Annotated in this window: 11 protein-coding genes, 1 tRNA gene and 1 pseudogene; 6 read left to right on the top strand and 7 right to left on the bottom strand. The window is 60.2% G+C overall.

What is annotated here, in order from left to right; translation table 11 throughout:
* Position 1: 1 nt before the first annotated feature.
* Both J3P76_RS08045 and J3P76_RS08050 read right to left on the bottom strand, forming a co-directional pair.
* Positions 2-724: a 1-acylglycerol-3-phosphate O-acyltransferase gene (locus tag J3P76_RS08045; protein ID WP_420767225.1), complete on the bottom strand. Its 723-nt coding sequence runs from the start codon at positions 722-724 to the stop codon at positions 2-4.
* Positions 725-910: 186 nt separating this feature from the next.
* Positions 911-1,600 carry a crotonase/enoyl-CoA hydratase family protein gene (locus J3P76_RS08050; RefSeq protein WP_420767226.1) on the bottom strand — a complete coding sequence of 230 codons (690 nt, stop codon included), beginning with the start codon at positions 1,598-1,600 and terminating at the stop codon, positions 911-913.
* A gap of 306 nt (positions 1,601-1,906) precedes the next feature.
* Here J3P76_RS08050 and J3P76_RS08055 point away from each other — a divergent pair.
* From J3P76_RS08055 to J3P76_RS08065, 3 genes are all read left to right on the top strand, one after another.
* Positions 1,907-1,996, top strand: a tRNA-Ser gene (locus tag J3P76_RS08055).
* Positions 1,997-2,233: 237 nt separating this feature from the next.
* A complete protein-coding gene (locus J3P76_RS08060) occupies positions 2,234-3,256 on the top strand; it encodes a UV damage endonuclease UvsE (RefSeq protein ID WP_434559960.1) in 1,023 nt (340 codons plus the stop codon).
* Positions 3,257-3,382: 126 nt separating this feature from the next.
* Positions 3,383-3,874: a nuclear transport factor 2 family protein gene (locus J3P76_RS08065; protein ID WP_434701720.1), complete on the top strand. Its 492-nt coding sequence runs from the start codon at positions 3,383-3,385 to the stop codon at positions 3,872-3,874.
* Here J3P76_RS08065 and J3P76_RS08070 read toward each other — a convergent pair.
* Positions 3,849-4,826: a DMT family transporter gene (locus tag J3P76_RS08070; RefSeq protein WP_434607056.1), complete on the bottom strand. Its 978-nt coding sequence runs from the start codon at positions 4,824-4,826 to the stop codon at positions 3,849-3,851. The two genes, J3P76_RS08065 and J3P76_RS08070, sit on opposite strands and share 26 nt — an antisense overlap.
* A 127-nt stretch (positions 4,827-4,953) precedes the next feature.
* Between J3P76_RS08070 and J3P76_RS08075 the strand changes: the two genes are divergently transcribed.
* The 3 genes and pseudogenes from J3P76_RS08075 to J3P76_RS08085 all read left to right on the top strand — a co-directional run bounded on the left by J3P76_RS08075 (position 4,954) and on the right by J3P76_RS08085 (position 7,581).
* Positions 4,954-5,535, top strand: a complete 582-nt coding sequence (locus J3P76_RS08075) for a hypothetical protein (protein ID WP_434607054.1) — start codon at positions 4,954-4,956, stop codon at positions 5,533-5,535.
* A gap of 44 nt (positions 5,536-5,579) precedes the next feature.
* Positions 5,580-6,154 (top strand): annotated as a pseudogene (locus J3P76_RS08080) (GNAT family N-acetyltransferase).
* Between the two features lie 254 nt (positions 6,155-6,408).
* Positions 6,409-7,581 (top strand): zinc-dependent alcohol dehydrogenase, encoded by a 1,173-nt coding sequence (locus J3P76_RS08085; protein ID WP_434559954.1) that lies wholly within the window; start codon positions 6,409-6,411, stop codon positions 7,579-7,581.
* Positions 7,582-7,724: 143 nt separating this feature from the next.
* On the opposite strand, the gene J3P76_RS08090 is transcribed toward J3P76_RS08085, so the two are convergent.
* From J3P76_RS08090 to J3P76_RS08105, 4 genes are read right to left on the bottom strand one after another with little or no spacing between them, the layout of a single operon-like run.
* Positions 7,725-9,899 carry an HlyD family efflux transporter periplasmic adaptor subunit gene (locus tag J3P76_RS08090; RefSeq protein WP_434701721.1) on the bottom strand — a complete coding sequence of 725 codons (2,175 nt, stop codon included), beginning with the start codon at positions 9,897-9,899 and terminating at the stop codon, positions 7,725-7,727.
* A complete protein-coding gene (locus J3P76_RS08095; protein ID WP_434648504.1) occupies positions 9,896-11,275 on the bottom strand; it encodes an efflux RND transporter periplasmic adaptor subunit in 1,380 nt (459 codons plus the stop codon). Before J3P76_RS08095 ends, J3P76_RS08090 begins: the two co-directional genes overlap by 4 nt.
* Positions 11,272-12,033, bottom strand: a complete 762-nt coding sequence (locus J3P76_RS08100) for an efflux RND transporter periplasmic adaptor subunit (protein ID WP_434607044.1) — start codon at positions 12,031-12,033, stop codon at positions 11,272-11,274. Before J3P76_RS08100 ends, J3P76_RS08095 begins: the two co-directional genes overlap by 4 nt.
* Positions 12,030-13,928, bottom strand: a complete 1,899-nt coding sequence (locus J3P76_RS08105; RefSeq protein ID WP_434607042.1) for a TolC family protein — start codon at positions 13,926-13,928, stop codon at positions 12,030-12,032. Before J3P76_RS08105 ends, J3P76_RS08100 begins: the two co-directional genes overlap by 4 nt.
* Positions 13,929-13,939 lie beyond the last annotated feature (11 nt).

Below are 13,939 nucleotides of genomic sequence, written 5' to 3' on the forward strand. Positions count from 1 at the left end.
TTCACATGGGCTGCAACTGCCGGTCCATCGTCTCGATGCACTCGCGCATCTGCTCACGACATTGAGCGATAAGGCGAGGCATGTCGTCCATGCTCAGGCCCGCCGTGGGAATTGCCGGCAGGGAGCGTATGAGAATGTCACCACTGCGCCAGCGATTGAGCTGCATATGCTTGATATAAGTGCTCACACAGACTGGGATGATCGGCACTCCGGCAGCAATCGCCATCTGGAACGCGCCTTTCTTGAACGGCAGCAATTCAGCGCCCAAGTTGCGTGTGCCTTCCGGAAACACCCAGATCGAGGTGTCTTCATGCTGGAGGGTGTGGGTGGTGGTCAGCATCGACTTGCGGGCCTTGATTGCATTGCCCCGATCAATCAACACGTTGCCCGCCAGCCAGAACAATTGACCGAACAGCGGTACCCATTTCAGGCTCTTCTTGCCGATGCACACGGTACGACGCGGTACCACATTGCCGAAGACAAACAGATCATAGTTGGATTGATGATTGGCGATGATCACGCTGCTCTGGGCTTTATTCGCCAGTGTGTCGACTTCGGCCTTGACCCGCAGGCGCAGGATCCACATCGCGGGTACCGCATACAGCCTGGCGCACAGACGGCTGTTGTCAGGGTTGAACGGGCGACACACACCCAGAATCACCCCCAACACACCCGCCAGGATAAAGTGCAGGCCCATCAAAGACATACGCAGTGCAAACAACATCAACAGGCCCCACAGGGACAAAAGGTGGCGCAGTGTACGGATGTGCACTGTTTTCAGCAATTGCCCCTACAGAGGTAGGAGATGGGCGATGTTTAAGCTGATGTTTCGAAATGGCGCGTAAGAAGCGGCTTAGAGCGGTCGCCGGGTTTTAAGCCGCACGTGTCGGAACCTCACTTAAGCCAGGGTTCAGCCCATGTATTCCTGGTCCAGCAATATCGCGGTGTCCAACGCATCCAGCAGCGACTTGCGAACCTTAAGCTTGGTGTTTTTGTGGGCAGTCATATTGATCTTTTTCAACTGACGCGCCGCTTCCAACGCCGTAGCTTGCAATTCGTCCGCCGACACCACCTTATCGAGGAAGCCCGCATCCACGGCGCTCTGGGGATTGAACATCTCGCCATTGATGACCGAGCGGTGGAATGCCGACTTGCGCAACCGATCCCGGGCCAGCTCGATACCGGCATGGTGCATGGTCATGCCGATCTGCACCTCGTTCAGGCCGATCGTGAACGGCCCTTCGACACCAATGCGGTAATCCGCCGACAACAACAGGAATGCTCCCTTGGCGACCGCATGCCCCGGGCAAGCGACAATGACAGGGAAGGGGTGCGACAACAGGCGGCGAGCCAGGGTCGAACCGGACGCCACCAGGCTCACCGCTTCCTTGGGACCTGCGGTCATTACTTTCAAATCGTACCCGCCCGACAGAATCCCCGGCTGCCCGGTAATGATCACCACCGCGCGATCGGCCACTGCCTGGTCCAACGCAGCGTTGAACGCGGCAATCACATCAGGCGAAATGGCATTGACCTTTCCGTTGTTCAAGGTCAGGGTCGCGATACCGTCTTCGAGATGGTAGGCAATCAGGTCGCTCATGACGCTATTCCTTGTAAGAGAAGTCAGCAGACGTTACCCACCGTCGCAGGCCAGGTAAAGCGCCGTGACTGACTCACCGGTCAGCCCCGCCCCTTTCAAACGGCCTCGCCCGCCCGATGGGCCGCGCTTGCTTCTATAAGCGGGCCTGCGGACAAAGCCGAAGTTTGGCCGGTTTGCCATGCCCCGACCCGTTTGAAATGCTGGCCTGCCTTAAGCACATGAAAATTCTGAAAAAAACCTTTGCCATCGCCAAGGCTTTCGACTACATTAGCGCGCCTCGACAGACTGAACAGTTTGCCGAGACACGGTGAAGTGTCCGAGTGGCTTAAGGAGCACGCCTGGAAAGTGTGTATACAGGAAACTGTATCGAGAGTTCGAATCTCTCCTTCACCGCCACATTCTACAAACACAAACCCCTGATTTTCCTAGAGAAAGTCGGGGGTTTGTGGTTTTTGGCGTCTGGAAAAGGGGCGGTATGGGAACAATGTGGGACCAGCCCACGTTTCTGTTCGGGCTGCCACTGCCTGATCTCGAACACTTTCCGAGGAAAGCTGTTTCAACGACCAATCAAAAACGACGACTCGGCCGCCAGGATGTCTACCGCCAACACAGACTCAACGGCCAGGACTTCCCATGACCCACCCCCGAATTGGCTTCGCCTGCCAATACCGGCACCCTGATCGCGGCCTCTCGGCGGCCGCGCTAAAGACAATCGAAGCCCCCTTCAATCCGCGCACCACAACGTTGCGCTGGATGGACAGCGTCTCCCCACAGGTCGCCCGCGACAAGCTGTTGGAAATCATCACGCACAATCTCGACGCGCAGTTACGCCTTATCGCCTACGTCGCCGAGCTTCCCCCGACCCTGCGCATGCTTCGGCTGAGTAGCGATCTATTGCCGTTCTACAGTCATCCGAAGGTGAGCGCGTTCTATCAGGACCCTGCCATCCAAGCCCAACTGGAAGAGCGCTTTGGCGCGATCGGGGACCTGGCGCGTTCAGCGGATATCCGGCTGTCCTTTCACCCTGGGCAATACTGCGTGCTCGGTTCGGATAAACCGCCGGTGGTGGAGAACAGCCTCGCCGAGTTCGAGTACCACGCCGACATGATCCGGATGATGGGCTTTGGTCGGCATTTCCAGGATTTCAAATGCAACGTGCACATTGCCGGGCGGCTGGGGGGCGAGGGGATACGTTCGGTCTGGCCACGGTTGTCGGAGGCGGCGCGCAATTGCATTACCTTCGAAAACGAGGAAAAGACCTACGGCCTGGATGATTGTCTGGAACTTGCCGACCTCGCACCCATCGTGCTGGATATTCATCACTGTTGGATCAACGAGAACGATTACATCGCGCCGGATTCCCCACGAGTCGATCGCGTCATCGACAGTTGGCGCGGCGTGCGGCCCACCATGCATTACTCCCAACCCCCGGAGCGGCTTCAGGCGTTGGGTTTCGATGCCGACGATAAGCTTGAGATGGATGCCTTGTTGAGGGTCGTGTCCAAGCGTGACCTGTACGGCCACAGCGCGCAGATGTGGAATCGCTGGACGAACCAGTACGCCCTCAGGTTTCTGGACCGGTTCGACATTATGTTGGAGGCGAAGGACAAGAATCTGGCAGCGCAGGGTTTCTACGAGGACGTTGTACGGCGTTGATGGCGGTATCCACGTGATAGCTCAGCGCCAAACAGCATCAGGCAACCCCACTGCAGTATCGAGCAAAGACCTCTCCCCGTATGCCGTTAAGGTTCTATTGAAATTTAATGGCTGTGGGAGAACATCATGACCCGGTGGATGAGTTTGGCTTGGCAAGCCCAAGTGCTTGCACTTTCTTTTATATTCTCAGCGGGCAACGGCTGGGCTTCGGACAATGTTCAACGTACCAATACGGATCTGGTTCGCCAGGCTTTCGCGAATTGGCAGGAGGGCAAGGGCACGGTCTTCGACCTGCTGGCGCCGGATGCCAAATGGACCGTGGCCGGCACAAGCCCGGTGTCAGGCGTCTACACCAGCAAGGCTGAGTTGGCCCAAGCCGTGCGCCCGATCACTGCTCGGCTGGCTACGCCGATTGTGCCAACGGTGCAAAGCATCATTGCCGAGAACGACGTCGTGGTTGTTCTTTGGAACGGCACAGCCACGGCACTTGATCACAAGCCCTATTACAACACTTACCTGTGGCACATGACGCTCAAGGATGGGCAAATCACACAGGTGACGGCGTTGTTGGATACTTACGCATTGGATGAGCTCATGCGTCGGGTGACGCCGCAATAACGCTTACATGGTCCCGCGTCGTCAGGATGATCCGCACCGCCATGACCACCCCAACCAGTACAGCCGCAAGTCCTGATGCCTCTAGAAGCGTCGGAAGTCGGTGGTGAAACCATAGGCCAAGCAGCGTGGCGAACACCGATTCCAAGGCGATCAATTGCCCGGAAAGCACCATGGGCAAACGCTGGGACGCGGCGTTCCAAGCCCAGGCACCGACTAAGGACGACATCAGCGCAATCACGAAACCCCAGAGATATAAACGGCCCGCAACGGAAACGCTGAACCCCAGGCTCGGCAGTTTGAGCAGGTCGAACGCTTGTACCGCCGGTAACAAGCACAAGGTGCCCAGTCCGGCACCGACCATCATGAGGCCAGTCCACGCACCGGATGCGTGGGGTGGCAGCGCGAGCAAGGCGCGTTGGTTCAACCCGCTGAATGCGAGCCATAAGAGCACGGCTGCGATTGAGAACATTAATCCCATCAGCCACGATCCTGCGCCCGCAGCGGGATGATGGAGAGCCCCGAGATTCGACACCAGCAGCCCAACCGTCAAGAAAACCAAGGGGATCGCCAGTTTGCGCCACGGGAGGGTCTTGGCCGTGGCGTTGCCCAGCAGCGCCAGCAACACGGGCACCATACCAATGAAGGCCGGCGTCAGCACCGGCCCGCCGAAGATGATGCCGGCGGCGATGCACGCGCTATAGCCGAGGTAGCCGATCACGCCCAGGCTTGCGGCCACAAGCATCTGATCACACCGCAGGTGCCGAAGCTGGGCCCGGTAGAGCAGCACGACACCCAGGCCCAGGGCACCGGCAACCAGGAACCGTACGACCAACAAGTCGTAGATCGTGTAGGCACCGGTGACGTAAGGCGCAATGAAGTTCAAGGCCCAGCTCAGCGTCGCGATGATTGCGAGGGCCAAGCCCGCGATGAGGTTTGATTGAGCCTGGATCATCAGGCGTGCGCCCCGATACATCGGCCATTGCAGAGTGTCTGCGAACCCCTTATAAAATCTCGCGCTGACATCGCGTCCCTCTCGACCGTCGTTGGCCCTGGATAACAGACCTGCATGGAGCATCATCGTGAGCGAATCACCGCACCCCCTCAACCCCCGACTCAACATTTGCTCGCGCAAGACGTCCCGCGTGCTGCGACAGGCCTGGAGCATCAGCCTCCTGGCCCTGCTCAGCGGTTGCGGAGCGCTGTCGGATGTCCGTTCTTTCTCCACCCCTTACTCAACGCCTGACGGTGGCGAGACCGCGCGTTTGCGGGTGATCAGCGACGGCATGGTCAGGGCCGTACCCAAGTCTGACTGCGTGGACTTCCGCCAGCCAGGCGCCGGGGTCATGGTGGCGTTCCGGGATGGCTATGCCAATCGCAACGGCGAAAGCCTGGGCATGCCAGACGACGACAAGCATTCATCTTCCACGGTCATGACTGAGCTGTTGATACCGGCCGGGCAGCCCATCGCTTTTCATTACATCGGCGATCGATGCTACAACATGTTCAGCTTTGTCCCTAAGGCAGGGGAGGATTACCAACTGGACGCCGCGGGCCGTTTTGAATGTGAAGTGAGGCTCAAGCAACTGCCCGCGGCGACGACGCAACTGCCCCCTTCATTCTTGAAGGACAGCAAATTGTGCAGGGTTACGGATAACCTGTAGCGGGGGGCGGGCACGCCATAACATCTGAAAAAGGAGTTTTCATCATGAGCCCCATTCCCACGCTCCAAACCCGCCGTCTTATCCTTACCCCCTGGCGCTGTCGGACGCACCGGCAATTCAACGGCTATTTCCGCATTGGGAAGTGGTCCGCTACCTCGACAGTCGTGTGCCCTGGCCCTACCCGGATGACGGCGCGCTGACCTACGTGCGCGATCAGGCGCTCCCCGCTGTTGCCGCCGGACGCGAGTGGCACTGGATGATTCGCTTGGCCGAAGATCCCACTCAGCGTATCGGCAGCATCAGCCTGTACGACCAGCCCGGCAACAACCGCAGTTTCTGGTTGGCGCCGCAATGGCAGGGAAAAGGCTACATGCGCGAGGCTTGCGCGGCGATCAACATCTATTGGTTCGAAACGCTGGAGCGTCCGGTCATGCAAGTGCCGAAGGCGGTGGGTAACCTGGCTTCTCGCAGGATTTCGGAGCGTGAAGGCATGCGGATGGTCGGGACGCAGCAGGGCGACTTTGTCTTTGGGGCGTCGCTCAAGGAGGTTTGGGAGATGACGCGTGAGGAGTGGTTTGGGGAAAAGCTGTGTCAAGGATACCCAGTCGTACCTGAATGAACCCGGATTTTTGGGCGCGGTCTTTCTTATCGGGCCGGTGGAGGCAAGTTTTTCGGGGGCAATGAGTCTGGGGTGAGCGGAGGGAAGAGCCGCTTGATAACCCGAGCGACGGCGCAACCGTCTATCGCGTTTTACCGATGTGTGCAGACATGCTTTGAACTTGTCGCGTTTTCCTCCGACCGAAAACATCAGTAGGTGCGCATAACGAGAATGTTCATGGCTGGCGCACCGACCTGTTCAGGAGGTGTACCAAGATGAAAGCGTTACGCTGGCATGGAAAAAAAGATATCCGCTGTGATGATCATCTGCCCGACCCCACCATAGAAGACCCACGTGACGCCATTATCAAGGTCACCTCGTGCGCCATCTGCGGCTCGGACCTGCACTTGTACGATGGCTTCATGCCCGGCATGAAGCATGGCGACATCATGGGCCATGAGTTCATGGGTGAAGTAGTGGAAGTGGGTTCGGCCAACAAGAAACTGAAAATTGGCGATCGCGTGGTGGTGCCCTTTACGATTTGCTGTGGTGAATGCGATCAATGCCGTCGGGGTAACTTCTCGGTCTGCGAGCGCAGCAACCGCAACAAGGACCTGGCCGACAAGGCCTTCGGCCACACCACTGCCGGGCTGTTCGGTTATACCCATCTGACTGGCGGCTATCCTGGCGGCCAGGCCGAGTACGTGCGGGTGCCTTATGCGGACTTTACCCCGGTGGTGATTCCGGACGGCCTGACCGATGAGCAAGTGCTGTTTCTAGGGGATATATTCCCCACCGGTTGGCAGGCGGCCGTGCAATGCGATATCCAGCCCACCGACACCGTGGCCATCTGGGGCGCCGGTCCGGTAGGACAGTTCACGGTGCGCAGCGCGGTGATCCTGGGAGCCAAGCAGGTGGTGTGCATCGACAACGTGCCCGAGCGCCTGGCCATGGCCAAGGCCGGGGGCGCCATCACCATCAACTTCGATGACGAAAGTGTGCTGGACCGCTTGGCCGAGCTGACGGGCGGCAAGGGCCCAGAGAAATGCATCGACGCGGTAGGCATGGAATCCCACGCGACCCGTTCGTTCGATTCCATCTACGATCGGGTCAAGCAAGCGGTGATGCTGGAGTCAGACCGCCCCCACGTGCTGCGGGAGATGATGTATGTGTGCCGCCCCGCCGGCACGTTGTCCATCCCCGGTGTGTATGGCGGCTTGATCGACAAGATCCCGTTCGGCGCGGCCATGAACAAGGGCCTGACTTTCAAGATGGGGCAGACCCACGTGAACCGCTGGACCGACGACCTGCTCCGGCGCATCCAGGAGGGGCAGATCGATCCAAGCTTCGTCATCACTCATACCGTGAGCCTTCAAGACGGCCCGCAAATGTACAACACCTTCCGGGACAAAAAAGACGGCTGCGTGAAGGTGGTGCTCAAGCCTTGAGCCGACGATGCACCCGTGGCGAGGGAGCTCGCTCCCGCTTGAGTGCGAAGCGCTCACAGAAAAGGGGCCGCTGCTCCCAAGGCGTCGGAGCGGCCCAGCGGGAGCAAGCTCCCTCGCCACGGGGGAGCAGGTGAAAGCCCCCATCAGAACCCGCTTTCCCTGATCAGAATCGACAACGCATCGGTGAACAGCTCTGCAACCGGGCTGATGCGGGCCCCCTCGATGGACACGTTGCCCAGGCGCATCATCATCTGGGCGGGAGGGGCGTCCAAACGTATTCTCACCCGGTAAAGGGCATCACGGATCTGCAGGTTCCGGTCCTGTTTTGCGGAGACGGCGATGGGACCGCCGTAGGTCGTGCTCAGCATGAGATGCGGGACGTTCTGGGTGCGTGAATCGTCAATGCCGATCACTTCTCCCTCAAGCGTCGTGCCGCTGCCTCCCTGTGCATAAAAGCGCGCGCGAGCGCCAACGGCCACGCGCGAGAGGTCTTGCTGGCGAACGAATGCTTCCACCGTCCAGCTATCGGGGCTGACCAAGACGCCCAGCGGCTGATTGGGCTTGACCCAGACGCCGGGCTGCACGGCGGGGTCGATGTCGATGAGCACTCCGGCCATCGGGGCGCGCAATGTCAGGCGTTGCAACTCGGCCGCTTGGGCGGCGGACTCGGCTTGCTGACGGTTGAGCTGGCTGGCAATCGAGGCATATTTTTCGGCCCCATCGGCAGTTCCGGGGAGTCCGGCGAGTTGCGCGCGCAAGGCGAGGGTCGCTTTGTGAGACCGTTCGGCCTTGTCGCGTATGACCGGGGAATCCAGAACGACCAAGGTTGAACCGGCTTCGATCGGTTGCCCGGCGAGAGGCATTTCCACCAGCCGGGACGGCAAGGGACTATAGAGCGTGTATTGAACCTCTGCATGCAGCCAGGCGGGCGCCTGCACCTGGGTGCTCCACGGCAAGGCGGCCAATAGCATCAGCGCGCCTGGCCCGAGCAAAAGCAGACGACCTCGCCGCGTGGGGATCTCCTTGCGACGATCCCACCAGACCTTGAGTTCACGCTGGATAGGCATGACGACGAACCATGCAATTTCGACTAGGAACAACAAGATACCCAGCGCCTTGAAAAACAGGTAATACACGGCGACGGCGATGCCGAGAAACACTACCAGGCGATAGATACGGGTGACGATGGCAAAGGCAATGAGAAAACCACGCAGGCGCGGCGCTACGACTTCCGGATCGGGTTCGTCCCAGGACAACAGGCGACGGCGCATCCAGGCTTGCGCCAAGGCACCCGAGCGCTCGTGGAGGTTGGGCAGGTCGAGCCAGTCCGACAGCAAAAAATACCCATCAAAGCGCATGAAGGGGCTGGCATTGAGGGCCAATGAAATCATCCAACTGGTGGTCGCCAGGAAGAACAGCCCGCTCTTGAGCATTGGGTTTTCGCACAAGGCCCAACCTAGCGTCGAAACTCCGGCAACCAGCAGCTCCACGAGAATGCCGGCACCGGCGATGTGAAAGCGTTGACGGCGGTCGGCGAGCTTCCAGGATTCGCTGGTATCGGTGTAGAGCACCGGCCATAGCACCAGGAACGCCACGCCCATGTGCGCGACGCGCACGCCGTAGCGCGTAGCCGTATAGGCATGGCCGAGCTCGTGAAGGCACTTGGTAATCGCCAGGGCTACCAGATAACCGACCAGGCCTTGCGGTGACAGGCTTTGCTGGAAGCTGGCAACGAACACATCCCATTGCTGTTCGACGAAGAACAGGCCCAGCACGATGGCGAGGGCGATGCACACCAGAAAGGTCCGGCTGAACAGTGGCGCGACCCAGGGCAGGGTTTTTTCTAACAGGCGCTGCGGACGCCAGAGCGGCACGCGCATGAACAGGTAATTGTGAAGCAACCATTGCCAACCGGTGTGCTTGCCTTGCCGGGCCATCTCTTCCAGGCGTCGGGTACCGGTGACGTCACTGACATGCAATAACTGATGGCGGCTCAGAAACGCCAACAAGGCCGCCAGTTCCGCTCGGCTGACGTTCAGGGGCGTTTCGGCCGCGAGCGCCTCGAGCAAGCGGGTCGGGCTACCCAGGGACCAACGTGACAGGATCTCGAACTCCAGCCAGCCGATGTTGAAGAACCGGTTACCGACCGGGTCCTGGATCATCCAGGCTGGCGAGCCATCACGTTGCGAGGCCGCGGGAATCAGGCGCAAGTCTTCGCGCACCGCGGGCAGGTGTTCGGGAAGATGTACGTCTGGGTCTTGCAATGTCGATCCGGCCGATGAGCCCGACAGTAGAGTCGCCAGGTCCAGTTCGCTCACAGCCCGCTCCATTCACGCAGGGCGGCCAACGGACGGCGCATGACGTAATAGATCAGCGGTACCGATTCGCCATACAGCTTGGCGGTGCCCTTGAGGCCGATCCGCGCCAACTGGCTGGCATCACCCTGGAACTGCCCCCGAATGCGATACGAGGGAATGTTGTCTGGCGAAAGCGTGGCCTGGTAGCTGGTCTGGATCAGGCTGGCGGTCAAGGGCGATAGCGGCGCAACGTGCAGGAACAGACGAATTTCAGAACCGGTATCGAGGTTGATGGCATTGGCCACCGGGAGCCAGACCAGCACCCCCGCATCTTGCGGGTCGGCCAGCTGGATGATGCGCTCGCCAGTGACCACCGGCTTGCCGATCCAATCATTGGTGTCGCCAAATATCGCGATGCCGTCGCGTGGCGCTCGGACCACATTGCGCTCAAGCATTTCGTCGAGCCAAGCGACCTCGGCCTGTTTCTCCTGGACTTGCCCATTGAGCGCGGCCAGCTCGCCCTTGCTCTGTGCGCTTTCAAAGGCTTTTTGCGCGGCGAGCAGCGCTTCGGACCGGGCGACTTCCAGCGCTTGCCGGGCAACGGCGCGGCGATTGCGCAGGGTCGTGTCGTCGAGGCTGAACAGCGGTTGATCCTTTTGCACCATCTGGTTGGGCTGCACCAGGAACTCGTGCACCACGCCATCTTGCGGGGAGGCGATGGCCATCGCGTTATGGGCTTCGATCTCGGCCGGTGCCAGGGCGCTCAGTCGGACCGGCACCAGGCACGCCAGGGCCATGGCCGTCCCCAACGCCAATAAACGCCACGGGCGCTGTCGCCAGACTTGCCAGCGGGCGCCGAGCGTGGGGCGTTTGTTGGTCAGCGCCGCGAGGCAGTAGGCATAGGTTTGCCCCAGTCTGGCGAGCAGGGCCTGGGTATGTTCGTCCGGCTCGGTATCGCAGGCAAGCAGCAACATGCCACGACGTGAATGATCGCGAGGCGGTAGCGGTACGCACAGCAGATGCATCGGCATCCATTCGGTCCAGCCCTCGGCGAAGCTTTCGGGAAGGTCCCGGGCTCGCAACAGATGCAAGACGGTGGCTGGTGTCGATTCGGCCGATAACGCGGGCTGCGTCCAGAGATGCTGGGCCAGCCTCTTGAGCCAGACGGTAAACGGTGTCTCTTCAGGCAGCACCGCCAAGCTGGAAACGTTGCTCAGCGAGGGCTTGCCCAGCACATCGCTGACAAATACATAGCCTTGGCGATAACGCAAAAGTTGCCACGTTTCGTTGACCATCACAAAACCCAGCTCGGCGGTACTGCGCGCTTCTTGTGCGCGCTGCTCAAGATGCAGCAGCACCGCGACCGGGTTGGGCGCTGTATTGGCTTGGGCGTTCATTGCGGCGCTTCGAACAGCGCAGTGCCACTCATGCCGGCGAGCAGATCGACGGGCCGGCCTTCGATCACCCCTTCAAGCTCGATGGTCTGGCTGACGGCGTCGACCTGGCCGTTGATGGCGCTGACTTTGGCGGGATAACGTTTGCCGGTCTCACCCAAATCAACCTGGAAGGGCAGGTCGGGCTTGAGCCAGACCAACCATTTGGAAGGTACATTCACACGTACCTTCAATGGCCCTTTGCTGATGATGTCGAGCAGTGGTTGGCCCAGGTTGACGCCCTGAAAGGCTTTGACCTGGACCTTGACCACGCGCCCGTCGAACGGTGCGAGCACATTGCATTGTTGTTGCTGGGCCCGGTACTGGGCCACCTGGGCAGCGGCTTTCTCTGCGGCACTGGCGGCCAGCGAAACTTCCACCTCGCCGGCGGACTGCAACCCTTGCAAGCGCAACTTGGCGTCATGGGTTTCACGGGCGGAGCTCAGGTCGGCCTGGGCCATCTTCAGGCGAGCGACCTGTTCGTCGCAGTCGAAACTGACGAGCACGTCACCCTTGCTGAACGTCGATCCCAGCGACGCGTTGACCGCGCGTACCCGCCCCACCAGCTGGCTCGCCAGGGTGGTTTCCTGGTCGGCCACCAGCAGCACGCGTACGCCGGCATCGGTTTCGCTTTGTGCCCATGCCGGTTGCGCTGACACGACCAGGCCGAGCAACGAACCGCCGATCACAGAAAGAGAAACACAACGTGATCGGATCTTCATTTCGAGGCCACCTGCGTTGGGCCCGATTTCAACCACGCGCGCAAATTCGGCACTTCAGCGACCGTGGCGGCTTCGCAGAATGCGTTCAAGGAATCTCTGTCTGGCTGGGCGCGCAATGTGCTCTGGTAGTGACTGGTGCCTGCCACGCTTCCGTCGGCACGGCGCAGGCTGACGCTCCATTCACCGCGACGGATACCGTCCTGAACGTTGGCGATACGCAGTTGCATGATCAGCGTAGGCCCGGGCTGGTTGTTTTCGGCAAGCACGAACTGGTTGCGTTTCAATGCTTGGCGAGCCACTTCGAGCATGTCATTGGCTGCCCGAGCATCGCCTGAGTATTCCAGGCGTACCGCCAGCGGTTGCTGCGAAGGCAACTCTCCGATCGCCGTCGTGAACGCCTGGCGTTCTGAACGGCTCAGGCTTTCCTGCAGTTGTTGCGAGAGTTGCTGCAAGTCGCTGGCGTCGCGCACGTCTTCGGGTAGCACGTCCAGGCCCAGGGAGTTGTAGATGCGCCCGAAAGCGGTCTGCGCCGTGGCGTAGGCCGAGTATCGCTGGAACTGTGCGAGCAGGGCGCGGGTTTCGGTGCGAATGACTTCAAGCTCGGAATCGGTGCGGGACGACACCGAAGCGCGGGCGAACTTGGCCATGCGTTGATCGACCTGGCTCGACTGGTCGGCCAGGTCGTAATCGACCAAGGCGAGCTTGTAGCGCTCCACCGAGATGCGCACTTGTGTCAGCACGGCCATCGAGAGCGCAAGGCGGCGCGCGTTGTCGGTTTTTTCCTGGGAGGCGCTGGCTTTTTGCGTGGCCGGGATGGCCGCCAGCTTGAACAGGTTGGCGCTGACCTGTACGCCGCTGTCGACCCAGTTGCTGTTATAGAGATATTTGTTGGAGTCGTACTGATCGTTGATGTTGATTCCAAGGCTGGGCAGCAGTGCCAGCAATTGGCGTCGCGCTTCGTCCGCCGAAATGCGCTTGCGATAGTCTTCCTCACGCAGCTCAGGACGCGCCTGTAAGGCGATTTCCTCAAGTTTGGCCATGTCGACCGGGACGCCAGGCAGCGAGGGCTCGCTTTCTTCAGCCAGCGTGAATTGGGTGCCCGGTGGAATGCTCATCAGCGCGGCCAATTCGCGTTTGGCGAATTCCAGATCCTGGCGGCGAGCGTTGAGCAAAGTGGTCGCGTCCAGCAGGGCGCTTTGGTAAGCCAACGCCTGTGCCGGCGGTAGCAGACCCTGTACCTCGGCCTCCCGTGATTTGCCCAGCGCCAGGCGTACACGGTTCAGCAGCTCGTCGGCCTGGCTTTCAAGACGCTGGGCGCCCAGGGCGCGCCAGTAGGAGGTGCGCAAGTCCTGCAGAACCGTTTGCATCACGCGTCGGCGTCGCTCCTCGGCGATCAGGTATTGGTCGGCACTCTGCTTGGCGCGGTAGTAGCTGACGCCAAAGTCCAGCAGGTTCCAGGAAAACTCAGCGTTGGCCAGTGTCCGGTTACGCTCGACGGAGGAGGAGGGGATCAACGAAACCGTGTTGGTTTCAATGCCGACGCTCGTACCACCCGACTCGTTGTTGCGCGACGTGTAGCCAGCCGAGACCAGCATCTTGGGAAGCATGTCGTAACGTGAAACGTCATGCAGGCCCGCCGCCAGAGCCGATTCCATCAACTTCAGGCGATAGTCGAGGTTGTATTTGAGCGAGCGTGCCAGCGCGTCGGCGAAGGTCAATGGCCCCTTGATCGGTTCCTGGTCGGCGTAAAGCTGGAGCTGGTCACCGGCCACTCGTTGGTGAATTTCATCTTGTTGCAACGGTTTCGGCGCAACGGAGCAGCCCGCCAGGCCGATAACCATGGCCGCGACCCAGCCTGCGCCCAGTACTGAACGATTTTTTTCCATCAAAGACATGTGATTACCGT

Origin of the sequence: Pseudomonas sp. D1-36, from assembly GCF_051132205.1 — a bacterium.
GTDB lineage: Bacteria > Pseudomonadota > Gammaproteobacteria > Pseudomonadales > Pseudomonadaceae > Aquipseudomonas.